Annotated in this window: 25 protein-coding genes; 14 read left to right on the top strand and 11 right to left on the bottom strand. The window is 73.9% G+C overall.

The annotated features are described in order from the left end of the window. Positions 1 to 5: 5 nt before the first annotated feature. Together O7613_RS23640 and tilS are read left to right on the top strand one after the other, a co-directional pair. On the top strand, positions 6 to 1073 hold the full coding sequence (locus O7613_RS23640; RefSeq protein WP_282290050.1) for a zinc-dependent metalloprotease: 1068 nt from the start codon (positions 6 to 8) through the stop codon (positions 1071 to 1073). 13 nt (positions 1074 to 1086) lie between these two features. Further along, complete coding sequence (gene tilS, locus O7613_RS23635) at positions 1087 to 2109, top strand: tRNA lysidine(34) synthetase TilS (RefSeq protein WP_282294601.1); 1023 nt, start codon at positions 1087 to 1089, stop codon at positions 2107 to 2109. Between the two features lie 42 nt (positions 2110 to 2151). On the opposite strand, the gene O7613_RS23630 is transcribed toward tilS, so the two are convergent. Continuing rightward, positions 2152 to 3138: a helix-turn-helix domain-containing protein gene (locus O7613_RS23630; protein ID WP_281586276.1), complete on the bottom strand. Its 987-nt coding sequence runs from the start codon at positions 3136 to 3138 to the stop codon at positions 2152 to 2154. 150 nt (positions 3139 to 3288) lie between these two features. On the opposite strand from O7613_RS23630, the gene O7613_RS23625 reads away from it, so the two are divergent. The 4 genes from O7613_RS23625 to folE all read left to right on the top strand — a co-directional run bounded on the left by O7613_RS23625 (position 3289) and on the right by folE (position 7282). Beyond that, positions 3289 to 3426 carry a hypothetical protein gene (locus O7613_RS23625; protein ID WP_281586277.1) on the top strand — a complete coding sequence of 46 codons (138 nt, stop codon included), beginning with the start codon at positions 3289 to 3291 and terminating at the stop codon, positions 3424 to 3426. Between the two features lie 99 nt (positions 3427 to 3525). Next, the gene (hpt, locus tag O7613_RS23620; protein WP_282290049.1) at positions 3526 to 4101 is read left to right on the top strand and encodes a hypoxanthine phosphoribosyltransferase; all 576 of its coding nucleotides are present in this window, start codon (positions 3526 to 3528) and stop codon (positions 4099 to 4101) included. A gap of 485 nt (positions 4102 to 4586) precedes the next feature. Continuing rightward, complete coding sequence (gene ftsH, locus O7613_RS23615; RefSeq protein ID WP_281586278.1) at positions 4587 to 6581, top strand: ATP-dependent zinc metalloprotease FtsH; 1995 nt, start codon at positions 4587 to 4589, stop codon at positions 6579 to 6581. Then, a complete protein-coding gene (gene folE, locus O7613_RS23610; protein WP_281590032.1) occupies positions 6578 to 7282 on the top strand; it encodes a GTP cyclohydrolase I FolE in 705 nt (234 codons plus the stop codon). Before ftsH ends, folE begins: the two co-directional genes overlap by 4 nt. A gap of 63 nt (positions 7283 to 7345) precedes the next feature. On the opposite strand, the gene O7613_RS23605 is transcribed toward folE, so the two are convergent. Further along, positions 7346 to 8047, bottom strand: coding sequence for a hypothetical protein (locus O7613_RS23605; RefSeq protein WP_281586279.1), 702 nt, complete (start codon positions 8045 to 8047; stop codon positions 7346 to 7348). Further along, entirely contained in the window at positions 8047 to 10572 is a 2526-nt protein-coding gene (locus tag O7613_RS23600) for an FtsK/SpoIIIE domain-containing protein (RefSeq protein WP_282290045.1), read from the bottom strand. The genes O7613_RS23605 and O7613_RS23600 overlap by 1 nt, the downstream gene beginning before the upstream one ends. Before the next feature lie 214 nt (positions 10573 to 10786). Between O7613_RS23600 and O7613_RS23595 the strand changes: the two genes are divergently transcribed. Next, the gene (locus tag O7613_RS23595; protein WP_282294600.1) at positions 10787 to 11347 is read left to right on the top strand and encodes a hypothetical protein; all 561 of its coding nucleotides are present in this window, start codon (positions 10787 to 10789) and stop codon (positions 11345 to 11347) included. A gap of 6 nt (positions 11348 to 11353) precedes the next feature. Here O7613_RS23595 and O7613_RS23590 read toward each other — a convergent pair whose 3' ends face one another. From O7613_RS23590 to O7613_RS23560, 7 genes are read right to left on the bottom strand one after another with little or no spacing between them, the layout of a single operon-like run. Further along, entirely contained in the window at positions 11354 to 11953 is a 600-nt protein-coding gene (locus O7613_RS23590) for a hypothetical protein (protein ID WP_282290042.1), read from the bottom strand. 10 nt (positions 11954 to 11963) lie between these two features. Then, positions 11964 to 13130, bottom strand: a complete 1167-nt coding sequence (locus O7613_RS23585) for a M23 family metallopeptidase (protein ID WP_282290040.1) — start codon at positions 13128 to 13130, stop codon at positions 11964 to 11966. Beyond that, positions 13127 to 13687, bottom strand: coding sequence for a hypothetical protein (locus O7613_RS23580; protein WP_282290038.1), 561 nt, complete (start codon positions 13685 to 13687; stop codon positions 13127 to 13129). The genes O7613_RS23585 and O7613_RS23580 overlap by 4 nt, the downstream gene beginning before the upstream one ends. Continuing rightward, positions 13684 to 15624, bottom strand: a complete 1941-nt coding sequence (locus O7613_RS23575; protein WP_282290036.1) for an MFS transporter — start codon at positions 15622 to 15624, stop codon at positions 13684 to 13686. Before O7613_RS23575 ends, O7613_RS23580 begins: the two co-directional genes overlap by 4 nt. A 1-nt stretch (position 15625) precedes the next feature. Beyond that, on the bottom strand, positions 15626 to 19051 hold the full coding sequence (locus tag O7613_RS23570; protein WP_282290034.1) for an ATP-binding protein: 3426 nt from the start codon (positions 19049 to 19051) through the stop codon (positions 15626 to 15628). A 49-nt stretch (positions 19052 to 19100) separates the two neighbouring features. After that, the gene (locus tag O7613_RS23565; RefSeq protein WP_089157613.1) at positions 19101 to 19463 is read right to left on the bottom strand and encodes a hypothetical protein; all 363 of its coding nucleotides are present in this window, start codon (positions 19461 to 19463) and stop codon (positions 19101 to 19103) included. 14 nt (positions 19464 to 19477) lie between these two features. Next, positions 19478 to 19792 (bottom strand): hypothetical protein, encoded by a 315-nt coding sequence (locus tag O7613_RS23560; protein WP_091070155.1) that lies wholly within the window; start codon positions 19790 to 19792, stop codon positions 19478 to 19480. 360 nt (positions 19793 to 20152) lie between these two features. Here O7613_RS23560 and folP point away from each other — a divergent pair, with 360 nt between their 5' ends. The 7 genes from folP to O7613_RS23525 all read left to right on the top strand — a co-directional run bounded on the left by folP (position 20153) and on the right by O7613_RS23525 (position 24730). Then, on the top strand, positions 20153 to 21031 hold the full coding sequence (gene folP, locus O7613_RS23555) for a dihydropteroate synthase (RefSeq protein ID WP_281586286.1): 879 nt from the start codon (positions 20153 to 20155) through the stop codon (positions 21029 to 21031). Next, positions 21028 to 21387, top strand: coding sequence for a dihydroneopterin aldolase (folB, locus tag O7613_RS23550; protein ID WP_281586287.1), 360 nt, complete (start codon positions 21028 to 21030; stop codon positions 21385 to 21387). Before folP ends, folB begins: the two co-directional genes overlap by 4 nt. After that, complete coding sequence (gene folK / locus O7613_RS23545; RefSeq protein WP_282290033.1) at positions 21384 to 21911, top strand: 2-amino-4-hydroxy-6-hydroxymethyldihydropteridine diphosphokinase; 528 nt, start codon at positions 21384 to 21386, stop codon at positions 21909 to 21911. Before folB ends, folK begins: the two co-directional genes overlap by 4 nt. A 38-nt stretch (positions 21912 to 21949) precedes the next feature. Continuing rightward, positions 21950 to 22438 carry a DUF3180 domain-containing protein gene (locus tag O7613_RS23540; protein ID WP_281590035.1) on the top strand — a complete coding sequence of 163 codons (489 nt, stop codon included), beginning with the start codon at positions 21950 to 21952 and terminating at the stop codon, positions 22436 to 22438. 118 nt (positions 22439 to 22556) lie between these two features. Next, the gene (locus O7613_RS23535) at positions 22557 to 23789 is read left to right on the top strand and encodes an ABC transporter permease (RefSeq protein ID WP_281586289.1); all 1233 of its coding nucleotides are present in this window, start codon (positions 22557 to 22559) and stop codon (positions 23787 to 23789) included. A 65-nt stretch (positions 23790 to 23854) separates the two neighbouring features. Next, positions 23855 to 24157: a hypothetical protein gene (locus O7613_RS23530; protein ID WP_281586290.1), complete on the top strand. Its 303-nt coding sequence runs from the start codon at positions 23855 to 23857 to the stop codon at positions 24155 to 24157. Positions 24158 to 24238: 81 nt separating this feature from the next. After that, complete coding sequence (locus O7613_RS23525; RefSeq protein WP_281586291.1) at positions 24239 to 24730, top strand: hypothetical protein; 492 nt, start codon at positions 24239 to 24241, stop codon at positions 24728 to 24730. 55 nt (positions 24731 to 24785) lie between these two features. On the opposite strand, the gene O7613_RS23520 is transcribed toward O7613_RS23525, so the two are convergent. Beyond that, positions 24786 to 25778 carry an ATP-binding cassette domain-containing protein gene (locus O7613_RS23520; RefSeq protein ID WP_282290030.1) on the bottom strand — a complete coding sequence of 331 codons (993 nt, stop codon included), beginning with the start codon at positions 25776 to 25778 and terminating at the stop codon, positions 24786 to 24788. Between the last annotated feature and the right edge of the window lie 2 nt (positions 25779 to 25780).

The following is a 25780-nucleotide window of genomic DNA, read 5'->3' as shown; positions in this document are numbered from 1 at the left end:
GGTTCATGGCGCAGTTCGTGGACTGGGATCTGGCCGCCGCTACCGCGGGGGCGCTGAGCAAGTCGGGCCCCCGGGTGTCGTACGCCGAGGCCACCGACGTCGTCGGTGACCTGCGCCGGCTGACCGAGGAGGCCGCCGGCCACGTCGCCGACTACACCGGCCTGCGGGCCCAGGTGGCGCACCCGCCGGTGCGCGTGGTCGACCGCCGGGACTGGGCGGCGGCGAACATCGCCGGGTTGCGCGAGGTCGTCACCCCGCTCGTCGAGCGGCTCTCCGGGGACAAGCGGCCGGGCGCTTTCACCGAGGCGATCGGCTCCCGGCTCACCGGCGTGCAGGCCGGCACCATCCTGGCCTACCTCTCCGGCCGGGTGCTCGGCCAGTACGAGGTCTTCGCCGGCGACCCCGGGCAACTGCTGCTCGTGGCCCCGAACATCGTCGAGGTCGAGCGGAAGCTCGGCGCCGACCCGCGTGACTTCCGGCTGTGGGTGTGCCTGCACGAGGTGACCCACCGCACCCAGTTCACCGCCGTGCCGTGGATGCGCGCCTACTTCCTCGGCGAGGTGCAGGCGTTCGTGGACGCCTCGCAGGGCGGCGAGCACCTGCTGGAGCGCCTGCGCCGCGGCGTGGCCACGCTCTCCGACGCGGTCCGGGAGCCGGACCGCCGGGCCAGCGTGCTGGACATCGTGCAGACGCCGGCGCAGCGGGCCGTGCTGGACCGGCTGACCGCGCTGATGACCCTGCTGGAGGGGCACGCGGAGTTCGTGATGGACGGCGTCGGCCCGGAGGTCATTCCCAGCGTCGAGGCGATCCGGTCGGCGTTCAACCGCCGCCGGGAGTCCGGCAACCCGCTGGAGAAGGCGATCCGCCGGCTGCTCGGCGTCGAGGTGAAGATGCGCCAGTACGCCGAGGGCCGCAAGTTCGTGCACGGCGTGGTCGACCGCGTCGGCATGACCGGCTTCAACAAGATCTTCTCCTCCCCGCTCACCCTGCCCCGGCTGGACGAGTTGGGCGACCCGGACGCCTGGGTGTCGCGGGTGCACGGGCCGGCCGGTGCCACCCCGACCGCCGGCTGAACCGGCCGCCCGGGTGCCGGCCGCCCCGCCCGCCCGGGCACCGGCCGCACCGGCGCCGGCGGTCACCGCCGTCCGGCTCGCCGTCCGCCGGCTGCTGACCGGCCTGCCCGGGGACGGGCCGGTGCTGGTGGCCTGCTCCGGTGGGGCCGACTCGCTGGCGCTCGCCGCGGCCACCGCCTTCGTGGCGCCCCGGCTCGGCCGCCCGGCCGGCCTGGTGACCGTCGACCACGGCCTGCAACCCGGTTCGGCCGAGCGAGCCGACGCGGTCGCCGGTTGGGCCCGCACGGCCGGGCTCGACCCCGTCGACGTGATCCCGGTACGGGTCAGCGGCCGACCCGGCGGTCCCGAGGCCGCCGCCCGGCAGGCCCGCTACGAGGCGCTCGTCGCGGCGGCCCGGCGGCACGACGCGGCCGGCGTGCTGCTCGGGCACACCCGCGACGACCAGGCGGAGACCGTGCTGCTGGCGTTGGCCCGGGGCGCCGGGCCGCGCGGGTTGGCCGGGATGCCGGAGCGGCGCGAGTGGGACGGGGTGCCGCTGCTGCGCCCGCTGCTCGACGTCACCCGGTCCGACACCCGGGCGGCCTGCGCCGCGCTCGGCCTGGCGGCGTGGGCCGACCCGCACAACACCGATCCCGCGTACGCCCGCGCCCGGGTCCGGGCCGAGGCGCTGCCGGCGCTCGTCGACGCGCTCGGGCCGGCGGTGGTGGCGAACCTGGCCCGGACCGCCCGTCTGCTCGCGGCCGACACCGCCGCGCTCGACGCGCTCGCCGACGACGCGCTCGCCGACGTCCGGGCCGCCGGTGGCGGGCTCTCGGTCGACGGGCTCGCCGCGTTGCCGGCGGCGGTCCGCACCCGGGTGCTGCACGCCTGGGCGCGGGAGCTGGGCGCCGCGCCGGCCGCCCTGTCCCACCGGCACGTGGCCGCGCTCGACGCCCTGGTCACCGACTGGCGGGGGCAGGGCCCGGCGCACCTGCCCGGCGGCCTGCCGGTGCGCCGCCACGCGGGCCGCCTCGTGCAAGGCGGGGGCCCCGCTTAACGCCTTCGGTATAGGCGGGGGCCCCGCTTAACCGCGGGCCGGTCAGGCGTCGGCGCGTTCGCGGAAGGTGGTCCGGTAGGCGTGCGGCGTGGTGCCGACCCGGCGGGTGAAGTGGTGCCGCAGCGCCGCCGCGTCGCCGAAGCCGGCCTGGTCGGCGACGCTCTCCACGCTGAGCCGGGTGTCCTCCAGCAGCCGCCGGGCCAGCAGCACCCGCTGGTTGGTCAGCCAGTCGTGCGGCGTGGTGCCGGTCTCGGCGCGGAACCGGCGGGCGAAGGTGCGCGGCGCCATGCCGGCGCGGGCGGCCAGCTCGTCCACGGTCACGCCGTGGTGCAGGTGACCCATCAGCCACTCCAGCACCGGTTCGAGGGTGGGCGCCTCCGGCGCCTTCGGGATCGGCGCCTCGACGTACTGGGACTGGCCGCCGTCGCGGTGCGGCGGGACCACCATCCGCCGGGCCAGCCGGGTGGCCACCGCGGAGCCGTGCTCCTGGCGGACCAGGTGCAGGCAGGCGTCGATCCCGGCGGCGGTGCCGGCGCTCGTGAGCAGCCGGCCGTCCTGCACGTAGAGCGAGTTGCACCGGACCCGGGCCCGGGGGTTGCGGCGCTGCAACTCGTCGCCGTAGAGCCAATGGGTGGTGCACTCCCGGTCGTCGAGCAGGCCGGCCGCGCCGAGCACGAACGCGCCCGAGCAGACGCTCATCACGTACGCCCCGCGCTCGGCGGCCCGGCGCAGCGCCGCCAGCACGTCGGACGGGATCGCGGCGAGATCCTCGTCACCGGGCACCGTGACGCCGCTGAAGTGCGCGGGCACCGCGACGAGGTCGGCCTCTTCGAGCGGCGCCAGGTCGGCGTGCGGCTGGAGATGGAAGCCGGAGGAGGTGCGCACCGCGCGGCCGCCAGGCGTGCAGACCTGGAACCGGTAGCGGGGGAAGCCGTCGTCGGTGCGGTCGGTGCCGAACACCTCGGCGAACACGCCCAGCTCGAACGTGGCGACCCGGTCCATCGCGAGGACGGCAACGGAGCGGAGCATGTGACGAGGGTAACCCGGCCAGTGGCAGGAAATCGATGGTGGCGGGCATTCCTGCCACTGTCCGCAGCGGACGGCGGGCCGCAGACTTGGTGGTGTCCGGTGCGCACCGGCGGCGAAAACACTCTCCACCAAGTGAAAGCGAGCGCCGCCGTGACCGTTCTGCTGCTCCTCCTCTTCCTGCTCCTTCTCGTCGGCGCCAGCGCCCTCGGGCTCACCGCCGACACGCGCGACTCGGCCGACTGGAAGCCGACCGACGACGGCCGACGCTGGCGCTCCCGCGCCTGCTGAGGTGATTTGTTCCGTTAGTGCCATAGATCCCTGGCGGGGCCGGGCCGAAAGGTGCGGCCCCGCCGACGGAGGCCATCCGGCGTACGGCAGGCTAGGAGCATGGCTGACGGCTCCTGGTACGACGCCGACATCGACCACGTGATCATCTCCGAGGCGCAGATCCGCGAGAAGACGGCGGAGCTGGCCAAGCAGGTCTCGGCGGACTACGCCCACGTCGACGACGGTCTCCTGCTCGTCTGCGTGCTCAAGGGCGCGGTCATGTTCATGGCCGACTTCGCCCGCGCGCTGGGCCGCCAGGGCCCGTCCGCGGAGCTGGAGTTCATGGCCGTGTCGTCGTACGGCCAGGGCACCACCTCGTCCGGGGTGGTCCGCATCCTCAAGGACCTGGACCGGGACATCGCCGGCCGGCACGTGGTGGTGGTCGAGGACATCGTCGACTCCGGCCTGACCCTCTCCTGGCTGCTGCGCTACCTGGAGTCGCGCTCCGCGGCCAGCGTCGAGGTGGTCGCCCTGTTCCGCAAGCCGGACGCGGTCAAGGTGCAGGTGCCGGTGAAGTACGTCGGCTTCGACATCCCGACCGAGTTCGTCGTCGGCTACGGCCTCGACTTCGGCGAGCGCTACCGCGAGCTGCCGTACGTCGGGGTGCTCAAGCCCGAGGTGTACGCGCGGGCCTGAGCGCCGCCGGGCCGCTCGTCAGCGGACATTCAGCGGACTCTCAGCCTTCCGGTCTACGGTAGGGACGGTGACGTGGAGGCACCCTCCACGCCCGACCCCTCAGGCCGCGTGACCGTGCGGCAGGTGCGGATCGGGTGGGGAGCTCCCGGCCACGCCGGCTCAGACCCTGGTTCGCCGTACGCGTAGTTGTGCCGGGCTCGCAAGCTCACATCCGGCACGCACTGCACCTGAATGTGCGCGACTGCGGGGCTCGCAAGCTCACTCCTCGCGCGCACGGGGCTCGAATTGTGCGCGACTGCGGGGCTCGCAAGCTCACTCCTCGCGCGCACGGTGTACCGTCGAATGACCGTGGTGCGGCAGTTCGCGTGCCCCGGGGGTCGGGCCGGCCCGCACGGCGGCCCCGGCCGCCGCCGAGGCGGCGACACCATTCAGACGGTCAGGACGTCGATCAGGAGGATGCGGGCGCCTCGGTGCCCGACGACAGCATGGAACGTACGCGTTTCTTCCGCCGACCGGTGGTCTGGATCATCCTGGTCATCCTCGGCGCCGTTGTGCTCAGTCAACTGTTCACCGCTGGTCCCAGCTACCACCGGGTGGACACATCCGTGGCGCTCAACCAGCTCAACTCCGGTGGCATCGACAAGGTCGTCTTCCAGGACAAGGAGCAGACGCTCCAACTCGACCTGAAGGACAAGGCCAAGTTCGGCGACACCACCACCGACAAGATCGAGGCGCAGTTCCCGTACGAGGTCGGCGGCCAGGTCTGGAACCAGGTCCGCGAGGCCGAGGCGGCGGACCGGATCACCGGTTCGGTCGACACCAAGGTGTCGTCGGACAGCATCTGGGTCAGCCTGCTCGTCAATCTCCTCCCCATCGCGCTGCTCGTGCTCCTGCTGCTGTTCTTCATGTCGCAGATGCAGGGCGGCGGCTCGCGGGTGCTCAACTTCGGCAAGTCCAAGGCGAAGATGATCACCAAGGACACGCCGAAGACCACCTTCGCGGACGTGGCCGGTGCGGAGGAGGCCGTCGAGGAACTGCACGAGATCAAGGACTTCCTGCAGAACCCGGCGAAATACCAGGCCCTGGGCGCCAAGATCCCGAAGGGCGTGCTGCTCTTCGGCCCGCCCGGTACCGGTAAGACGCTGCTGGCCCGCGCCGTCGCCGGCGAGGCGGGCGTGCCGTTCTACTCCATCTCCGGCTCCGACTTCGTCGAGATGTTCGTCGGTGTCGGCGCCAGCCGGGTCCGTGACCTGTTCGAGCAGGCCAAGTCGAACGCGCCGGCGATCGTCTTCGTCGACGAGATCGACGCCGTCGGCCGGCACCGCGGCGCCGGCATGGGCGGCGGTCACGACGAGCGGGAGCAGACCCTCAACCAGCTCCTGGTCGAGATGGACGGCTTCGACACCAAGGGCGGCGTCATCCTGATCGCCGCCACCAACCGGCCGGACATCCTCGACCCGGCGCTGCTGCGCCCGGGCCGGTTCGACCGGCAGATCCCGGTGGACGCCCCCGACATGGAGGGCCGCAAGGCCATCCTCCGGGTGCACGCCAAGGGCAAGCCGTTCACGCCCGACGTCGACCTCGACGCGGTCGCCCGGCGCACCCCGGGCTTCAGCGGCGCCGACCTGGCCAACGTGATCAACGAGTCCGCGCTGCTCACCGCGCGGAAGGAGCAGCGGGCGATCAGCAACGACTCGCTCGAGGAGTCGATCGACCGGGTGATCGCCGGGCCGCAGCGCCGGACCCGGGTGATGAGCGACCAGGAAAAGAAGATCACCGCGTACCACGAGGGTGGGCACGCGCTCGTGGCCTGGGCGTTGCCGCACGCCGCGCCGGTGCACAAGGTGACCATCCTGTCCCGGGGCCGGTCGCTGGGGCACACGCTTGTCCTCCCGACCGAGGACAAGTACACCCAGACCCGGGCCGAGATGATCGACACCCTGGCGTACGCGCTTGGTGGCCGGGCAGCCGAGGAACTGGTGTTCCACGAGCCGACCACCGGCGCCGGCAACGACATCGAGAAGGCCACCCAACTGGCCCGCGCGATGATCACGCAGTACGGCATGAGCTCCAAGCTCGGTGCGATCAAGTACGGCACCAGCGGTGACGAGCCGTTCCTCGGCCGCAACATGGGCCACGAGCGGGACTACTCCGACTCGGTGGCCGCCGAGATCGACGGCGAGATGCGCGCGCTGATCGAGCTGGCCCACGACGAGGCCTGGGAGATCCTGGTGGAATACCGGGACGTCCTGGACAACATGGTCCTGGAGCTGATGGAGAAGGAAACCCTCTCCACCGCCGACATGGCCCGGATCTGCGCCCGGGTGGTCAAGCGCCCGCCGATGGCCCCCTACCACGGCTTCGGCAAGCGCCAGCCCTCCACCGAGCCGCCGGTGCTCACCCCGGCCGAGAAGGCGCGGGCCACGGCCGACGGCATCTCGGTCGGCGGCGCCAGCAACAACTCGGACGGTACGCACTGAGCACCGACCCGACGGCCGGCTCCCCTGACCGGGAGCCGGCCGTTTCCGCTACCGAGCCCGACGAGGACGACGCGCTCGACCACGTCGCCGCGCGCCTGATCAGTGGCCGGCTGACCGGCGGCCCGGTGGAGGACAGCGTCGACCTCAACCGGATCGAGAAGGCGGTCCGGGAGATCCTCATCGCGGTCGGCGAGGACCCGGACCGCGACGGCCTCCGGGAGACGCCGGCGCGCGTCGCCCGCGCCTACGCCGAACTCTTCGCCGGCCTGCGGGTCGACCCGGCGCAGGTGCTCCGCACCACCTTCGAGGCCAACCACGAGGAACTCGTGCTCGTCCGGGACATCGACGTGATGAGCCTCTGCGAGCACCACCTGCTGCCGTTCCGCGGCAGCGCGCACATCGGCTACATCCCCGGGCCGGACGGCCGGATCACCGGCCTGTCCAAGCTGGCCCGGCTGGTCGAGGTGTACGCCCGCCGGCCGCAGGTGCAGGAACGGCTCACCTCCCAGATCGCCGACCTGCTGATGTCCAGCCTCAACCCGCGCGGCGTCATCGTGGTGCTCGAATGCGAGCACATGTGCATGGCCATGCGGGGCATCCAGAAATCCGGTGCCAAGACCATCACCTCTGCGGTCCGCGGCGGCCTCCAGAACGACGCCAAGTCACGGGCCGAGGCGATGGCGCTGATCATGCACCGCTGACCCGGCTCCCCGACGGCCGCGCACTCCCCACCGGGAGGCGCGGCGGTCGCCGTCCCGCGACGGTCAGCCGGGCAGCATGGCCAGCAGCAGGCCGGCCGCGGCCAGCACCGCCGGGACCAGGCACACCAAGGCGCCGAACCGAGGCGTCCGATCCACCCGGTCCGTCGGGCGAGGGCGGAAGAACCGCCCCACCGCCAGCCAGCCCACCATGAACGCGACCGCCGGCAGCGGCAGCCCCACCAGCAGCGCCACCACGACCACCGGCCCGGGACCGGCGACCGCGTAGAGGACGAGCTGGAGCAACGGCACCACGAGCGCCACCGGCCCGTACACCAGCAGATTGCGCGGGCGGGCCGGCCACCGGGTCAACCGGGGCAGACCACGCGCGGCCAAGGCGTCGTCCGCCGCGTCCGCCCAGCCGCCGGCCGAGCGCAGCGCCGCCAGCACCGCCGACGGCCCACCCGCCATCGACCGGGCCGCCTCGGTCACCTCCGGCGGCGTCGGGACCAGCGAGATCGGCGGTACGCCCAGCTCACGCAACCGGGACTGCTGTGACGCCAGCCGCTCGCGTACCGTCGTCAGCTCCTCGCGGGCAGCGGCCACCGACCGGGCCTGCTCCCCGGCGGCGGTCGCCGCCGCCCGGCGTACCCCGTCGAGCTGCCGCGCGGCCGCGACGTACTCCGCCCACGCCGACTCGGCCGGGTCGACCGTCACCGTCGGATCACCCACCCGCGGCCCGGGCACCGCCGTCCCCGTCTCGCTCATCAGGCGCCGCCCTCCGCGCCGAAGGGCACGAAGACCGTGCCCTGCTCCGCCGGACCGTCCCAGAGCACCGCGCGGCCGGGGCGGGGCTCCCACCACACCGGCCGGTCGAAGAGCCGCTCCAGCCGACCACCCGGCACGTCCGTGACCGCCACGGCGGTGAGCTTGTCCACCGCACCCGCCGGACCGAGCAGCCCGGCCAACGGGCCCGGCGTGCGCCACCAGCCGAGCAGGTGCCGACCGGACGGCGGCCCCTCCAACAGCAGCGCCCGCAGCAACTCCGGCGGCAACTCGGCGGCGTCCGGCACGTCCAGGCCGAACACCACCAGGTAACCCGGCGCGGCCGACTCGATGGCCGCCCGCAGCCCGGCGGCGTCGACCGTCTCCACCCGATGCCGCCCGGCCAGCTCGGCGGCGAGCACGCCGGCCGGCTCGGCCGACCCGTTCGCCAACGGCGCCAGCACGAACCGCCCGGCGTCCGGGTGCGCCGCCGCCGCGCTACGGACCGCGGTGACAAGCAGCCGCTCGGCCTCCTCGTCCCGGCCCAACACGGCCAGGTTGCGCCCGGCGGCCGGACCCAACGGCACCGCCACCGTGCTGCGCCGGACGTCCACCGCCCGACCCAGCAACGCCGCCGGCGCGTGCACCCGGCCGGCAAGCGCCGCCCGGTGCCGCGGATCGTTTGCCAGCAGCGGGCGGGCGTAGCCGGCGAACACCACAGGCGCGACGGCGTCCTCCGGCCGGGCCGACCACAGCCGCCGCCGCAGATCAGTGAGAACCTCCGGATCGCCGTACGGATCCGGGAAACGGATCATCCGCTCGTGGCCGCGGGTCGCGCCCCGCGGGCCGCCCAACCCGCCGGCCGTGTTCACCACCGCGCTGCCCACCGGCAGGCCGGCCGCCGAGTCGTTGGCCGGCTCCAGCACCGCCGAGCCGCCGGGCAGCGCCACCCGCACCGGGAACTGCCCGAGCAGCGGATCCCGCGGGCCGCCGATGCCCAGGTCACCCTCGCCGGCCAGAACCAGATGGATCCCGTACGAGCGGGCGGCGCGGGCCAACGCGTCCAGCCGGTCCCGCAGTTCGGTGGCGAGCCGGTCCCGATCCCGCAGCGCAAGCGGGAAGTTGTCGACCACACAGACGATCCGGGGCAGCGAGCAGTGCTCGCGCAACTCGGTGAAGCGCTGCCCGCCGGCCCGCCGGGACGCCTCCTCCCGGCGGCGCAACTCCGCCTCCAACTCGCCGAACAGGTCGGCGACGTACTCCCGGTCGGCGGCCATCCCGGCGGCGCGGACCTGCGGCACCCAGGACCGGTCCCGCTCGGTCTGGAGGAACTCCACGAAGGACTCGCCGTCACCCAGGTCGGCCAGGTAGAGCGCCAGCTCGTCCGGGCCGTACCGGGCGGCCAGGCCGAACAACGCATCGGTGAGGAACGCCGACCGGCCGGCCTGCGACCTGCCACTCACCAGCCAGTGCGGGGTCAACTCGGTGAAGCCGAGACTCACCGGCCGCCCGGCCGCGTCGCCGACCGTGGTGCTCAGCCCGTCGACCGAGTCGACAGTCCACAACCCGTCCGCCGGCAACAGGTCGGGCAGGGTCAGCCGGGAACCGTCCTCGATCTGGCGGGCCAGCCGCCGGCACACCTCGGCGACCAGCTCCGGCGGCGGATCGTCATCCAGGAACACCGGCGAGTTCAACCCGCCCGGCGAACCGGCGCCCGGGCTGCTGAACCCGACCCGCGGCGGGTCGCCGACAAGCGCGTACGCGGTGCGCACCGTGAGCGGGGTGGCCCGGGGCAGCGGACTGCCGGCCGGCCAGCCGGCGGCCACCAGGTGCAGCCCGGCCCGCGGCCCCCGCTCCGCCAGGTCGGCGAGCAGGTCCAGGTCGGCCCGGGCCGCGCCGTCGGGCAACGCGGCGACCACCAGCAGCAGCGTACGGTCGTGGCCGCGTTGCCGGGCGCTCCCGGCGGCCACCCACTGCTCCGCCTCGGCCAGCACCGCCCGCAACCCGGCCAGGTCCGTGGCGGGCGGCGGCAGCAGGCCGGCGTCGGCGAGCGGCGCGTACCCGCCGAACGTGTCGCCCGGCCCGCCGTCGACCGCCCGGGCCAGCAACTCGCCCGCCGGCGTAGCCGCGAAGAGGCGCAGCAGCAGCGCCCGCAGCAGCCCGGCCACCCGGGGATCCGTCGCGTCCGCGTCGACGCTCAGATGGCCGCTGCCCAGCAGGGGCACCAGCGCGGGAAAGCGGACGTCGTCGAGCGGCGCGGCGACGCCGACCCGCACGCCCGGGGGTGGACCGTCGCCGGGCGGCGTCGTCGGCGCCAGCGCTTCCAACGGCGCGCCGGCCCACCCGGGCGCCACCCGCTCGGCCGCCGACCGCAGGCGTTCGGCCAGCTCGTACTGACGGTGGTGGTCGGCGGGCGCGGGTCGGATCTCGTCGAGGATGCCCGCCGCCGCGGTCGCCGCGGCCTCGGCCCGGCGATGCAACGCGGCGGCCCGACCGGCACGCGCCTTCGGAGTCGCCACCGCGTCCACCTCTCTTCCCGAGGCCGACATCTTCCCCCCGAGCTGTGACGGTAACCCAGCCGGGAGCCCTCCACCGGGATGTCGGTCGGCGCGGTGGGCCGCACGCCGGTGACCAGCCTCACCCGATCACCGGACGGCGTCCGCCCGGCGGTTCGCCACGATCCGCCAGTTCTGAGGCATTGGGTACTCGGCGCGCAGCCGATAGCCTCAGGAGGTGGAATCAGTGCAGCCCCCCGCCGGTTCCCAGGTCTCCCGCGTACCGGCGCAGCGGACCCCGCCGGAGCAGTTGGCGCCCCCCGCGCCCGCTCCGGTTCCGGTGCGGCCGAAGCGCCCGTTGCGCACGGCGCTCACCATCATCGCGGGGGTGTTGGCGTTGCTCTGCGCGGGCGGAGCGCTTGTCGGTTTCGTGCTCTACGACCGGGCGACCGCCCCGGACCGCAGCGCCCCGGACGTGGTGGTGGACAACTATCTCCGGGCTTTCCTGGTGGACCGCAACGACACCAAGGCGAAAGAATTCGCCTGCAGTTCTGCTGCTGATCTTGAGGCGCCTCGCCGCCTTCGCGCAGAGATTGAGCAGCGCGAAGCCAACTTTGATGTCGTGGTTCGAGTCAGCTGGGGCCCTCTGGCTCGTGCCAAGAACGACGACGGTGAGCTGGTGAGCACGACGTTGACGATTTCGAGTTCAGCTGATGGACAGACCCGAAGTAGCCGACGCGAGGACTGGCGGTTTCGCGTGGTGGAGCGGGACGGCTGGCGAGTCTGCGGTGGTAACAAGATCGGTTAGTGGCTATTACTCCAGCCAGAGCAGATGCACGGGCACCTCCAGGGTGGTCGGTGCCTGGCCGCGCCAGGCCCAGCGGTACCACTCCACCTCGGGCGTGACCCGGACGCAGATGTCGCCGTCCGCGCCGGAGTAGGTCTCGGTGACCGCGCGTAGGTCGCGTCGCTCCGCGCCGCCGTCCACGTGCACCACCCGCCGCCCGGTCACGGCGTCGGCCTCGAAGACCGGAGTGGGCGGCCGGCGCGCCGGCGCGTCGAGCGAGACCAGCCGGATGCCCGATCCGCTCGACGCCGGTGCCGGTCGCCGTTCGCCGATCGTCTCCACCCAGACCCGTTCCACCGGCACCAGCGGGGCGAACACCTCCACCTGCTCCGACTCGGCCCGGTACCACTCGTGCTCCGGGATGACCGGCACGTAGGTGCGGCTGCCCTGCACCACCCGCTCGTCGGCCCGCAGGTCACCACGCCAGCCGAGGCCGGGGAGGCCGACAAGCACACGGCGACCGCGTAGCTCGGCACCGCCGGTGGCGGGTATGACGTCGATCGGGCGGGGCGGCAGCGGGGCCCAGTCGGGGCGGTCCGCGAAGGGATCCGGCAGCGGGTTGCTCACGGGCGGGACCTCACTTGCTCTCGCCCAGGGGCGCGCCCCGTTCGCGCATGAACGGCACCGGGTTCTCGGCGCCGCCGCTGGACCGGTCGCTGTCGTGGTGCACCTCGAAGTGCAGGTGCGGGCCGGAGGAGTTGCCGCTGGTGCCCGAGAGTCCGATCACCTCGCCCGCCGCGACCTCCTGGCCCGGGCGTACCCGCGGGCGTTCGATCATGTGGCAGTAGCGGGTGATGAACCCCTCGGCGTGCAGGATGTCCACGAACCACCCGCAGCCGCCCTTGTTCGGCCAGCCGTCCCGGTCACAGTCCCGCCGGCCGGAGTGGTCGGGGTCGCAGCGGGCGACAAGCACCCGGCCCGCCGAGGCGGCGTGGATCTCGGTCCGCTTGCCCGCAACCAGGTCCACGCCGTCGTGGCTCGGGCGGGCCTCGGTCCGAAAGCCGGAGACCACGCCGCCGGGTAGCGGCGCGGTCCAGCCGGAGGCGGCGATCCGGGCCCCGGCGGCGGCGTCGCAGACGGCCCTACCGGCGATCTCCACGGTCCGGGCCGCCCCGCCGGCGAGCGCGTCGACGATCCGCCCGGCCAGCGCCTCGTGCTTGGCGTAGGCGTCGGGGAACGCGCTGACCTGGACCCGCTGCGCCACCGCGGTCAGCGGCCGTTGTTCCCAATTCGGCACCTTCGCCATCTTCTGGTAGAACTTTCGGGCCGCGTACGAGGGCGTCATCCGCTCCTCGACGCTGCCCCAGCCGGGTCGCTGTTGGAACAGGCCCAGCGAGTCGTGGTCGGCGCCGACCCCCTCGTGCGGCAGGGCCAGCGACGCCGACACCTTGCGGTTGGCGAGGTTGCGCAGCGCCGACTCCTGCATCGCGGTGGCCAGCGCGATCACCCAGCCGCGGGCGGGCAGTTTCATGTCCTGGCCGACCTTGATGATGACGGCGGCGTTACGCAGTTGACTCTCGCCGTACTCGGCGAAACGTGGCATGTCGCCGGTCAGGTTCACCTGGTAGTCGGGGTCGCAGGAGAGGCTGGCCAGCTTCGGGTCCTCCCGGTCGCCGCCCAGTTCGGTGAGGAAGAACGCGCCCGCGCCGCCGACGCAGCAGAGCAGGGTGAGGACGGCGGTGACCGCGGTGGCCAGCACGCCGACCCGCAGCTTGCGCCGGACCCCGGCCGGCCCGGCGCTCACGGACGCTCCCAATCGACCGCGTCCACCAGCCACGGGCCGTCCGCCGCGATCAGGTCGAGCCGGAGCGTGCCGTGGTCAAGCGGGATCGACGCCTCGACGAAGGACTCGGTGCGTGGTCGCAGCGTCGGCGGGCCGGTGGTCCGCCGCGCCGGCACGGTCTCCGGGTCGGCGCCTGTCATCTTCTCCTCGAGCGCGGGGGAGGAGAGCGGACGCAGCCGGGCCTGCCAGGCGTCCCCGGTGCTGCCCGGGCCGGTCAGCCACGCGATGGCGAACCGCGCCGCGACCTGCTCGGGCGTGGCCTCACCCGGGCGCGTCCTCGGCGCGACCGCGGCGGGCGGGCTGGACAGCACCCCGTCCTCACCTGCTTCCGGGTCCGCCGTGCTGATCGGCTGGGTGGGGCGGACGGCCACCCCGCTGCCCGCGTCGGCCGGCCCGGAGACCAGCCGGGCCGCGCCGATCACCCCGAAGATCAGGACGGCGATCACCAGCGCCACGCCGAGCCGGGACCGGAGGACCCGGGTGAAGAGGAATTCCAACGCCCGCCGCACCGGTCTCACCTGGCCTCGGTGCGGATCCGCGGCGCCGGCCGGGCCGGCGCGCCGCCGCGGTCCGCCGAGTCCGGCCGGTAGACGGCGTAGGAGGGCGCCTCCTCGGGCACGTCCGGCTCGGTCCAGGTCGACGGCGCGCGGCGTGGCCGGGGTGCGGTGGTGGGACGCCCGCCCGGACGCTCGGTCGGGGGCGCCTCGTCCGGCCGTTCCCGCCCGTCCGGCCGTTCCCGGTCCACCGTGGTGACGGTGTGTGCCGGATCCTCGTGCCGGGCCTCCGGCCGGAGGCTGCGCTGGTCGGCCACGACGCCGCGACGCCGGCCGAGCGCCGGCTCGTTGGTGCCACCGGGCTCGGCCACGTCCAACCGGGCGGCGATCCGCATGTCCCGGAAGAACCGGCGGTGCCACGAACCGGCCGAACTGACCGCCTCGCTGCTGTCCTTGCCGCCGAGCTGGGTGATCCGCCGGTACGGTCGCAGCAGCAGCCAGCCCACCACCCCGCAGAGCCAGACCAGGACCACCTGGAGCCAGCCGGGCAGCGTGGCCGTGTTCATGATCAGGTCGACCGCGAAGAGGTAGACGGCCGCCCCGGTGCCGAAGATGGCGATGTTGAACACGGCGGCGACCACGGCGTTCGCCAGCCGGCGGAGCCCGGCGCTGGCCGGGCGCATCAGGCCGACCGTGCCGAGGATCGGCGCGGCGATCACCGCCCACCGGAAGATCAGGAAGCCGAGCAGCACCAGCACCGACGCGGTCAGGTCGAACATGGCGAACAGCAGCGAGGCGAGGACCGCGATGAAGCCGGCGCCGATCCGGTCCATGTCCTTGGTGCCCTGGAGGTATTCGTACGCCTCCGGGTCCTCCGACTTGATCTGCTCGGCGACCCGGGCCCACTGCTGCTGCTTGGCCTTGATGGTGGCCTCGCGAGTCGCCGGGTTCTGCCGGAGTTTTTCCGACTCCTCCCAGGTCAGCGACTTGGCGTCGTAGAGCGCCAGGCCGTACTTCTTGGCGGTCTCGCTGTCCGCCGAGCCGAGGATGCCACGCAGCCAGTTGCGGTAGAGCATGGTCTCGGTGGCGGTGTCGCTGGCCCGTACGGCGGGCGGGCGATGGTCCTTGCATGCTTCGGGGTTGGGATCGTCGCACTGGCCAGGGGGAGTGTCCTTGGCTGAAGGGCCGACCGCGTCGTGCACCACGCCGAGTGTGGTGATCAGCGTGTTGTCGGCGATGTTCGCGGACTTCACCGGCCAGGCGGCGAGCGCGGTCACCGCCACCATCACCAGGATCGCCCAGCCGGCGGTGGTCATCGCGTTGCTCATGTCCGACTGGCGGGACCGCCAGAGCAGGTAGAGGCCCACCACGCAGATGGTGATGATGCCGAAGACGCTGAACACCTTCTGGTAGACGGCCTTGGTGGCCTGTTCCACGAGCGGGTCGGCCCAGCGCCACATGGTCCGCGGGTCCCACGCGCGCTCCCGCAACGCGTTCGACGCGCCGATGACCGCGTTGGCGAACATGAACTCGCCGTTCGCCACCATGGTGGTGAAGCGGTAGTCCGGGTGGAGTACGGAGGAGGCGCAGCCGCCGTCCACGTCGTACGTGGTGTAGCTGTAGCCGGCGTACCCGTAGTCGCTGTAGAGGCCCTTCGGGCCGGGCTCCTTGGCCGAGTCGGGCCGGGACGCGAACCAGCCGGCCAGGCCGGAGTCCGGCGCGCTCGGCACCGGCGCGTTGCGGCACTCGACCTGGTCCTCGCTCACCGCCTTGAGCTTCCCGACGCAGGCGCGGAAGTCGGTCTGCCACTCCTTGGTGCTGCACAGCTCGGCGCGCGCCTGTGCGGTCGGGCCGGCGGCGTACGCGGGTGTGGCCCCGACCAGCGGCCAGGAGATCGTGGCCCCGGCGAGTACGCCGAGAACGATGAGGAGCGCCGCGATCCGTGCCCGGGCCCTCGCCATGTCACGCCTCCAGGTCAGCCAGCACGGTCGGGAGTTGCCCGGCGGCCTGGGCGACCGCGGCGGGGGTGGTGTCCAGGTGGTTCAGCAGCCCGTCGACGTACGACACGTCGACCCGGACCTTCTGCACGCGCCCGTCGACGTCGCGCATGACGAACTCGCGGAAGCCGAGCCGGTTGGCCGATCCGCTGTCAGCCTGGGACAGCGAGGCGAGGGTGGCCTCGTAGCCGTCGTCGACCGGCACCCGCAGCAGCCGCAGCGCCTCGGAGGCGATCTCGCTGTCCTCGGCGATGCGGCCGACGAAGACGGTGGAGACGAGGTTCTGCACGTCGAGGCCGAGGATGTCCTTCGGGTTCTGCGAGGCGACGAGCGCGGCCAGGTTCCACTTGCGGGAGTCGCGGGCGAGCCGGACCAGGAACGACCGTCCGGAGCGCCACCCCTCCATGAAGTGCGCCTCGTCCAGGCCGACGAGCTTGCGGGACGACATCGAGCCGCCGTAGCAGCGGCGGACCGCGAGCCGGTGCGCGGTGTGCAGCATCGGCAGGGCCAGGGCCTCCTCGGCCGACCAGTATTCTCGTTCGATCTTGAGGTCGGGCAGCCGGAGGCCGGCCATGGTGATCACGGTGAGCGCGGCGTCGGCGCCGAGCAGCCCTTCCGGCGGGCGGCCGAAGAAGAGCATGGCCAGCGGCATCTCGGCGGTGTCGAGAAGCAGGTTCGCCAGCTCACGGCCGGCGTCGTCGTCGAGCCCCTGGAGGCAGGCGACCACGTCGTCCAGGGTGGACGTCTCCTCGGCCGGCACCTGGCGTACGGCGTGCCGGAACAGCGTGGCGGTGGACGCCTCCCGGGCCACCTGCGGCGGCACCAGCATCATGCAGATGTCCTGCACCAGCATCCGGCGTTCGGCCCGGGCGTTGGAGACGGCGATCTCGAACTCCCGGTCGCCGGCGGCCCCGGTGGTGAACTCGCTGCGCAGTGGCGTGGGGATCAGCGCGTACGGCGCCAGGGTGCCCTGCTCGGACCCGGTCAGGTTGAGCACCCGCGAGTAGGGCGCCAGCTCGGGCATGGCGCAGAGCCGGGCCAGCGGACCGGACGGGTCGAGCAGCGTCACCTGCGCGCCGCGCCGGGCGGCCAGGTAGCCGAGCGCGCCGAGCAGGGTGGACTTGCCGCCGCCCGGCTCGGCGACGAAGACGGCGAGGCCGGAGCGCTCGCGTACCTCCATCGGGAAGTGCAGGTCGAGGAAGACCGGCCGGCGGCAGGTGCCGGCGGTCCGGCCGATCAGGTCGCCGCGTCGGTCGCCGACGGTGGACGCGGCCTGCGGCAGCGCGGCGGCGAGCAGGTTGACGGGCATCCGGCGGACGTATCCGGTGTTGGCGATCGGCTCGCCGGGGATGAACTCGCGGGCCAGCCAGTCCTGGTTCTTCGGGTGCTGGAGCGAGATCCGCAGCTCGCGGGAGTAGAGCTGGATGAGTCGGCGGGCCCGTTCCAGGCACTCCTCGCGGGTGCGACCACCGACGGCGATCCGGTGCCAGCCGTGCGCGCGGGCCGAGTCGACAGGCAGCCCGGTGGTCATCTCGTCGCCGATCACCAGCGCCCGCTTGGCCAGGCGTTCCAGCTCGGGCGGCGCGTCGATGCCGTGCTCGGCGTAGTCGAGCTGTTGGGAGCGGATCATCCGGAGTCGGTGTTCGAGGTTCCGGAAGGAGTCGTTGGGGCCGAGGATGTCGACGCGGGTGGACAGCTCCATCGGCCACGGCAGGCGTTCGTGGAAGTGCAGCCAGGGCTCGTGCCGTTCGGGAATCTCCAGCGGCTCCATCCGGCCGACCGCGAGCACCGCCACGTGCCGTTCCTCGCCGGTCATCCGGTTGACCAGCTTCACCGTGGAGCCGTAGGGGGTGCGGTAGCGTTCCACCTGCTCGGTGAGGGCCAGCAGGTCGCCGCGTTCCCATCGGCCGTTGGTGATGGGGGAGAGGACGCCGGGCGGCGCCATGCAGAGCGCCACCGAGCGGTAGAGCAGCCACTCCAGCTCGGGCGCGCTGACCCGGCGGCCCCGCATGCCGAACGCGCCGAGCACCTCGTCGAACTGTTCGACGGTGCGGCCCAGGCGGCGTCGCTCGCCGTCGGCGGTGCCCCGGCCGAACGTGCGCAGCAGGCGTTCGGTGAGCGAGTCGCCGAGCGACCGGCGGGCGAAGGTGACGCCGAGGTAGGTCTGCCCCTCGGCGTGGTTGACCGACATCAGATGCCGCTGGGCGGCGACCAGGTGGTCGGCCCAGCCGGTGGTGCCGGGCACGTCGGGCAGCGGCGTGGCGGTGTGCGCGTCGATCGTGCGGGCCCACTCGTCGGCCGGGAAGGGGCGGGTGGTGCGGCGCAGGTGCAGCCGGAATCCGGCGAGGCCGGCGTACTGCTCGGAGATCGCCGAGAGCAGCGCCTCGCGTTCGGCGTCCGGGCGGAACGCCCAGCGCACCTCGGGCAGCCAGTACCAGGCGGTGACCGTGTTGGGAGTGAAGGTGAGGTGGCCGGCGATCTCGGTGATGGCCAGCTCGACCGAGGGGTCCCGGTCGCCGAATTTGATCTTCGGGGCGCGGACCCGGACCGGCTTGGCCGGCTTGTTCCGGCGTTCGGCGGAGCGCTGCCGGGGCGGGGTCACCTCCCGGTGCGCCGGCCGGCCGAGATCACGGGACGGCGCGGCCGGCACCGGATGGGCGTCCAGCGGGTCAGGTTCCGGCTCCCGCCGATCGGCGCGGTGGGCCGGGCCGCGCACGTCGGCGGGCGCCACCGGCGCGACGACGGGCTCGGGGGCCGGCTCCGGCTCGGCGGTGGGCCGGAGGGCGGGAAGCCGGTCACCCGCCTGCGTCGGCACCCGGTTGCGGGTCGCCGGTGGCGGGTCGAGCGCGGGCGGCTCGACGGGCGCGGCGAGCGCGGGTGGTTCGACGGGCGGGGCGAGCGTTGGCTCCGGGCGGGGTCGCCCCACCGCGCGTACGCCGGGGGCGTGTTCCCGGGCCGGCGGGCCGGGCTGGTGCGGTGCCGGTTCGACCGGCACAGCGGGCTGGTGCGGGATGGGCAGCGCGTCGCGGCCGACACCACGGCGGGGCGGCGCCACCACGGGCTCGATCGCCGGCGCCGGTGAGGGCGGTCCGGCGGCCGGCGCGGCGGGGCGGCGGACCCGGGGCTGCGCGCCGCCGAACAGGTCGAGGAAGGGCGAGTCAATGTCGCCGTCGGGGCCCACCGGCTCGCGCGGCTCGGCGCCGCGTGGGGCGAGTGGACGCGGCGGTTGGAAGACGCCGACCCGGCCGTGTCCGGGGCTGGTGACGAGCGCCGGGTCGAGGACCACCTCGTCCAGCTCCTCGTCGGGCGGGTAGTCGAACGATCGCGCACGGTTACCAGAGGGCCCGGCCGGGCGCCCGGCCGGGGAACCCGGCGTGGAAGAGCGACTCATGCGACCGCCTCACCCGCGTCGTTCGTCTGCGCCATCGGCGTACGCCCTGTCATGCCAGTTCCTCCCGGATCCTGATCCGGCTCGCGACGAGGCGCGGGTCCCGCAGCTCGGCGGCCGGCTCCCGGGTGCGTCGCCAGTCGGTCAGCGCGGTCCGGATGACCATGCGCGCCGGCCGGTCCGGGTCGACGTACCGGAAGATGAACGAGGTCGTCACGATCGCGAGCGAGATCTCCCAGGCGGGGAAGAGCTCCACCTGGAGCGTGAACAACCAGTGGATGAACACGTAGAGGGGTACGAGCAGCATGAACAGGCCGTACTGGGCGTACGGCAGGTGGACGGGAAGGGTGTAGCCGGGCGGCCCCAGGTAGACCAGGCGAGCCCGGTAGATGTCGTCGTCGGTGCGCAGCCGCATCGTCGCCCAACGCCCTACTCGAAGATGAGGTTGATCAGGTAGTCGCCGACGAAGAAGAGTGTGGCCGCGCCGGCGATGAAGGCTAGCCCGATGATGGCGATGGCCGAGCTGGTGAGCACCTTGGAGATCTCGCCCCGGCTGGCCCGGCCGATGAAGATCACTCCGAGGACCGCGAGCAGGATCGGTGCGACCTTGCTGGCGAAGAAGGTGACGACGTTGTCGGTGTCGATGCCCTTCGGGGCCGGCTCGGCGAGTGGAGTCGACGCCAGGGTGTGGAGCGCGTGGTCGACGGCGGTCGACGCCGTTGCCATGAGCTCGATGGCGATCACTGGAAACCTCCCCAAGGGTCGCGGCCGGCGGTGCCGCGATGGTGCAGTCAAGGCAAACCTGGCGGGATGGTGCTCATCCGGAACAGCGCCGTCGACGCTGGGTCCGTCACCCACCACGTACGGTGGTGAGCTTTGGGAGGATTGTTCCCGCTTCGGCCCTCCCTCCAGGCTTCGCCATCTCGATGCCGGGCAATTCCAAAGCGTACGGGCCGGCCACCTTTGCGACAAGCCGCGAAGAGTGGACCCCGATCAACCCGGACGACCGATCGTACACCTGTTCCAATGTGCACGTCAGGGGTGCCGGATCCGCAGCGCGCCCGGTGGCCGGAACCCTCGCCGGCGAGCGGTACTGTCGGGTCCGTGACCGATCTGGTACGAGCGGACGCCCCGGTGGTGATGGGCGTTCTCAACGTCACCCCCGACTCGTTCTCGGACGGCGGCAGATACGCCGGTCTGGACGCCGCCGTCGCACACGGGGTGCGACTGCGCGCGGCCGGCGCGGACCTGGTCGACGTCGGCGGCGAGTCCACCCGGCCCGGCGCCGACCGGGTCGACGCGGAGACCGAGACCGCCCGCGTGCTCCCGGTGGTCCGGGAGCTGAGCGCCGCCGGCATCCCGGTGAGCGTCGACACCACCCGGGCCCGGGTCGCCGAGGCCGCGCTGGCCGCCGGCGCCGACGTGGTGAACGACGTCTCCGGCGGGCTCGCCGACCCGGACATGGCCCGGGTGGTCCGGGACGCCGGCTGCCCCTGGGTGCTGATGCACTGGCGGGGCCACTCCCGCGACATGCGCGACCTGGCCACCTACACCGACGTGGTGGCCGACGTCCGGGCCGAGCTGGGTCGACGGGTCGACGCGGCGCTCGCCGCCGGCGTCGCCGCCGACCGGATCGTCGTCGACCCGGGGCTCGGCTTCGCCAAGACCGCCGCGCACAACTGGGCGCTCAGCGCCCGCCTGTCCGAGTTGGTCGATCTCGGCTTCCCGCTGCTGTTCGGTTCCAGCCGCAAGTCCTACCTGGGCCGGCTGCTCGCCGACCCGGCGGGCGTGCCCCGCCACACCGACGGGCGGGACGCCGCGACCATCGCGACAAGCGTGCTGGCCGTGGCCGCCGGGGCCTGGGGGGTACGCGTGCACGATGTCCGCGGCACCGCCGACGCGCTCGCCGTCTGGCGGGCCACCGGCAGCCCGCGGCTGGCGAGCGCGACGCGGGCCGGCGCCGGCAGCGGAGCGACCCGGTGACCGACCGGATCGAGCTGACCGGCCTGCGTGCGCACGGCCGGCACGGCGTCTACGACTTCGAGCGCGCCCAGGGGCAGGAGTTCGTGGTCGACGCGGTGCTCGAACTCGACCTGGGCCCGGCCGCCCGCTCCGACGAGGTGACCGACACGGTGCACTACGGCGAGCTGGCCGAGCGCCTGGCCGCGGTGATCACCGGCGAGCCGGTGAACCTGATCGAGACACTCGCCGACCGGCTGCTCGCGATCTGCCTGGCCGACCCGCGGGTCGGCGCCGCCACGGTGACCGTGCACAAGCCGGAGGCCCCCATCCCGCACGCCTTCCGGGACGTGGCGGTCACCTTGCGGCGTACCCGGTGACCCGGGCCGTGCTGTCGATCGGCAGCAACCTCGGCGACCGCCTCGGCCACCTGCGCGGCGCGGTGGCCGCGTTCGGCGACGACGTGCTGCTGGTCTCCGGCGTCTACGAGACTCCACCGTGGGGCGACGCGGAGCAGCCCGCGTACCTGAACGCGGTGGTGATGGTCGCGGACCCGGCGGCGGCGCCGGGCGACTGGCTGGCGCGGGCCCGGGCCGCCGAGGCGGCGGCCGGGCGGACCCGCGACCCGGCCCGGCGGTACGGCCCGCGCACGCTCGACGTGGACGTGATCGCGGTCTGGGACTCGGCCGGTCAGCCGGTGCTCGTCGACGACCCCGAGCTGACCGTGCCGCACCCCCGGGCACATCTGCGGGCCTTCGTGCTGCGGCCGTGGATCGACATCGAGCCGCACGGCCGGCTGCCCGGGCACGGCTGGCTGACCGACCTGCTCAACGCCGAGCCGCTGGCCGCCGACGCCCTGGAACTGAGCCCCCGGCCCGATCTGACGCTAGAGTCGGACACATGAGTACGGCCCGGACCCCACAGGACCCCGACCGCTTCCGGATGGGTCCGACCCGGGTCTCCACGCTTGTGGTGGCCGGCCTGGCCGCCGCCGCGGTGGCCTGGCTGCTGATCAGCGGCTTCTACTACGACTTCGCCCCCGACCTGCCCTGGCTTCCGGTGATCACGCTGGCCGGGCTGGCCGTGCTGGAGGGCTACGCGGCGGTCAACACCCGCAGCCGGATCGAGCGGCGGCCCGGCCGGGAGCCGGTGAATCCGCTGCTGGTCGCCCGGTTCGTGGTGCTCGCCAAGGCGTCCGCGCTGGCCGGCGCCATCTTCGCCGGCTTCTATGCCGGGTTGGCCGGCTGGCTGTTCGTGGAGCGGACCAACGCCGCCGAGAGCGACCGGCCGGCCGCGGTGGCCGGGCTCGTCGCCTCGCTGGCGCTCGTCGTCGCCGCGCTCTGGCTGGAGCGCGCGTGCCGGGTGCCCGAGCAGGAGGACGACGAGGACCGGGAGCCGGGCGACCGCGAGACACCGCGCGGGCGTCGCTGATTCCGAGGCTTCCCCCGCTCTCCGCCCGCCGGTACCGTCCCTGGCGACCGGAGAGCGACGGCCGCACCGGTCCGCCCCTGGAGTGGGCCGGACGCGGCCACCTGGGAGGCGCGCGCTGATGGGGTACGACGAGCCGGGCCGGACGGCCCCACCGGAGACGTCGTCCGGCGTGCCCGCCGCCGTACTGGAGAACATCTTCGACGACCCGTCCCACGGCGAGCCCGGCCGGGACCGGATCGCGGTGCACGTGGTCTGGGAGTTCGTGCTGCTGGCCGGACTGGCGGCGATGACCTGGCAGCTCTGGCGGTCCGACTCGGACGCGCTGCGCGGCGGCGCGCTGAAGTCGTTGCTCGTCGACGTGGCCGCGCTCGGCCTGCTCACCCTGGCCGCCGGCCTGGCCCTACGGGCCGCCGCGGTGAACCTGGCGATCGGCCCGGTCGCGCTGGCCGCCGCGCTGCACTTCGCCGAGCAGGGCGATCGGGGTGCCCGGGATGCGCTGCTCCCGGCGCTCGCGGTGGCGGCGGCCGGCGGGCTGGCGCTCGCCCTCGCCGTGGTGGTGCTGCACGTGCCCGGCTGGGCGGCCAGCCTGGCCGGAGCCGCCGGTGTGATCGTCTATCTGGAGCGGCGCACCGCCCCGGTCGCGGTCCAGGGCGAGTACGACCCCCGGCGCGCCGCGCTCTACCTCTTCGTCGGGTTCGCCGCGGTGGCCGTCCTCGGTGGTCTCTTCGGCACCATCAAACCGGTGCGGCGGCTGATCGGCCGGTTCCGTCCGGTCGCCGACCCGGCCCGGCGGCGCGGCGCGGTGGCCGCCACGGTGACCGCGCTGGCGCTCGTCGGCTCCACGGTGCTGGCGATGCTCGGCGGGGTACTGATCGCCGCGAACGGCAACGGCCCGGTGGAGCCGGGCACCGGGCTGGACTGGACGGTGCTGGCGGTCGGCACGGTGATGCTCGGCGGCACCAGCGCGTACGGCCGGCGCGGCGGCGTCTTCGGCACCCTGCTCGCGGTCTGCCTGGTGGTGGTCTTCCTGGCCTGGACCGTGGTGCACGACTGGACGATCAGCCGGTGGGCGGTGGGCGGCGCCGTCCTCGGCGGCGGGCTGCTGGTCACGCGGCTGGTGGAGACGTTCGGCCGGCCCCGCCCGGCCCCGCCCGGCGTGGGCGTGCCCGGTCCGCTCCGGCCGGTCGGCGACGGCGTGGTCAGCGGTGGCTGGGCGATGACTCCGGCGCCCGGGCCGGCCGACGCCTGGCCGTCGGTGCTGCCGGAGCGGAACACCGACACCCCGGTCGACGCCTGGGAGGCGCCACGCTGGGGGAACGAGCCCCGACGCTGGGACAGCGACGACCGTTGACGCGCGTCCGCGGCGGCGTCGCGTCCGGCGCGCCGGAGGTGATCTCGCCGGTTAGGCTCGGCGGCATGACGGAGACTCCTGCCCCCGGCGGCCGTACCTTCGACGAGCTCGACAAGCTCCCCACCGAGGAGCTGCGCGAGCAGGCCTTCCACCTGGCCCGGGAGCGCCGCGACGTGGGGTTCTTCTGGTCGGTGCTGCGGCACCTGCCGAACGCCGACGAGGCCGCCGCCCTGGACGGCGCGCCGAACTCGGTCGGGCCGACCATCGACGAGGCCAACGCGCTGTGGCGGGAGTTGACCGGGCACGGCTACGAGGAGTCCGCGCCGCTGCTGCGCGCCGCCTTCATCGACTACCTGATGAAGCACTGACCGGTGGCCACCCGCCGGCCGCCGGTCGGCACGCGGCTGGGCAGGTTTGCCCGGCGCGGCGACCCGGGCACCGATCGCGCCATGGCCCGCACCAACCGTCCCCGCACCATCCCCCGGTACGGCACGGCCGCCGGGACCGGCACGCTCGCCGCGTTCCTGCTCGTGGCGGTCGGCGGCAGCCCGATGTACGTGGACTGGGCGCAGGGCCACACCGACCCGACCGGCGCCGGTGGCTGGTTCCTGCGGCTGCTGGCCTGGCCGGCCTGGCGGTGGCAGTCGGACGAGGGGGTGCTCGCCACCAACCTGCGGGCGATCCTGCTGCTCGTGCTGGCCGCGGCGTTGCTCTATCTGCTGCCCGGCCCGCAGGTGGACCGGGTGGCGGCCTCGGGCAGCCAGTTCCTCTCCGGCTGGGGCGCGTACGCGCTGGCCGCCGGGCTCAGCGCGCTGGTGGCCACGCTCCTCGGCCCGCACGGCACGCTCTACGCCGCCTTCCAGACCGCGAGCACCGGCGTCGCGTACGGCTTCTTCGCCGGCTGGGTCATCGGCCTGGCCAGCTTGGGCGGCCGGGCCTGACCGGGACCGGATCGTCGGCCCGGCCAGGCGGGCCGGGCCTGACCCCCGGCCGGGTTCAGTCCACCGCGCCCATGGTCAGCACGCGGGCCCGGGTGAGCAGTCCGAGCGGGTGGCCGTCGTCGGTGACCACGGCGTGGTCCGCGCCGGAGGTGAGCAGCGCGCCCAGCGCGTCGTAGGCCGAGCTGCCCAACGCCACGGTGGGCAGTCCGGTCCCGTCGCCGGCCGGGAGCGGGTCGAGCACCGCGCGGGTCACCGGGGTGACCGCCAGCCGCCGGATGCCCCGGTCGGCGCCGACGAACTCGCGGACGAACGCCGAGGCGGGCGAGCCGAGCAGCGCGGCGGGGGTGTCGTACTGCTCCAGGACACCGCCCTCGGACAGCACCGCGATCCGGTCGCCGAGTCGCACCGCCTCGTCGAGGTCGTGGGTGACAAGCACGATGGTCTTGCGGACCTCGGCCTGGAGCCGGAGGAACTCCTCCTGCAACCGGGTCCGGACGATCGGGTCGACGGCCGAGAACGGCTCGTCCATCAGCAGCACCACCGGATCGGCGGCGAGCGCCCGGGCCACTCCCACCCGCTGCCGCTGGCCGCCGGAGAGCTCGTGCGGGTAGCGCCTGCCGAACTGCGCCGGGTCGAGGCCGACCAGCTCCAGCAGCTCACCGACCCGGGACCGGGTCCGCTCCCGCGACCACCCGAGCAGCCCCGGCACGGTGGCCACGTTGGCGGCCACGGTCTGGTGCGGGAAGAGGCCGACGTTCTGGATCACGTATCCGATGCGGCGGCGCAGCGTCACCGGGTCGACCCGGGTGACGTCGTCGTCGCCGAGCAGGATCCGTCCGTCGGTCGGCTCGATCAGCCGGTTGATCATCCGCAGCACGGTGGACTTGCCGCAGCCGGACGGCCCGATCAGCACCACCAGCTCGCCGGCCTCGACCGCCAGGCTCAGCTCGCGAACCGCCTCGGTGCCGTCCGGGTAGCGCTTGCTGATGCGCTCCAGCGTGATCGAGGCGGCGCCGTGACCGGCGGGGGTCCCCGGGGTAACGTCCACGT

Source organism: Micromonospora sp. WMMD975 (assembly GCF_029581215.1).
Lineage (GTDB): Bacteria > Actinomycetota > Actinomycetes > Mycobacteriales > Micromonosporaceae > Micromonospora.
The sequence above is the reverse complement of the archived record's forward strand: the minus strand, read 5'-3'. Positions and strand labels throughout refer to the sequence as shown.

What these genes read in the sequence shown, in the direction of transcription:
- O7613_RS23540 (WP_281590035.1), top strand. Translation starts at nt 21,950, where the DNA reads ATGGGTCCGACCCGGGTCTCCACGCTTGTGGTGGCCGGCCTGGCCGCC.
- O7613_RS23570 (WP_282290034.1), bottom strand. Translation starts at nt 19,051, where the DNA reads ATGAGTCGCTCTTCCACGCCGGGTTCCCCGGCCGGGCGCCCGGCCGGG.
- O7613_RS23630 (WP_281586276.1), bottom strand. Translation starts at nt 3,138, where the DNA reads ATGCTCCGCTCCGTTGCCGTCCTCGCGATGGACCGGGTCGCCACGTTC.
- O7613_RS23575 (WP_282290036.1), bottom strand. Translation starts at nt 15,624, where the DNA reads ATGGCGAGGGCCCGGGCACGGATCGCGGCGCTCCTCATCGTTCTCGGC.
- ftsH (WP_281586278.1), top strand. Translation starts at nt 4,587, where the DNA reads ATGGAACGTACGCGTTTCTTCCGCCGACCGGTGGTCTGGATCATCCTG.
- O7613_RS23525 (WP_281586291.1), top strand. Translation starts at nt 24,239, where the DNA reads ATGGCCCGCACCAACCGTCCCCGCACCATCCCCCGGTACGGCACGGCC.
- hpt (WP_282290049.1), top strand. Translation starts at nt 3,526, where the DNA reads ATGGCTGACGGCTCCTGGTACGACGCCGACATCGACCACGTGATCATC.
- O7613_RS23535 (WP_281586289.1), top strand. Translation starts at nt 22,557, where the DNA reads ATGGGGTACGACGAGCCGGGCCGGACGGCCCCACCGGAGACGTCGTCC.
- O7613_RS23605 (WP_281586279.1), bottom strand. Translation starts at nt 8,047, where the DNA reads ATGAGCGAGACGGGGACGGCGGTGCCCGGGCCGCGGGTGGGTGATCCG.
- O7613_RS23530 (WP_281586290.1), top strand. Translation starts at nt 23,855, where the DNA reads ATGACGGAGACTCCTGCCCCCGGCGGCCGTACCTTCGACGAGCTCGAC.
- O7613_RS23565 (WP_089157613.1), bottom strand. Translation starts at nt 19,463, where the DNA reads ATGCGGCTGCGCACCGACGACGACATCTACCGGGCTCGCCTGGTCTAC.
- O7613_RS23640 (WP_282290050.1), top strand. Translation starts at nt 6, where the DNA reads ATGGCGCAGTTCGTGGACTGGGATCTGGCCGCCGCTACCGCGGGGGCG.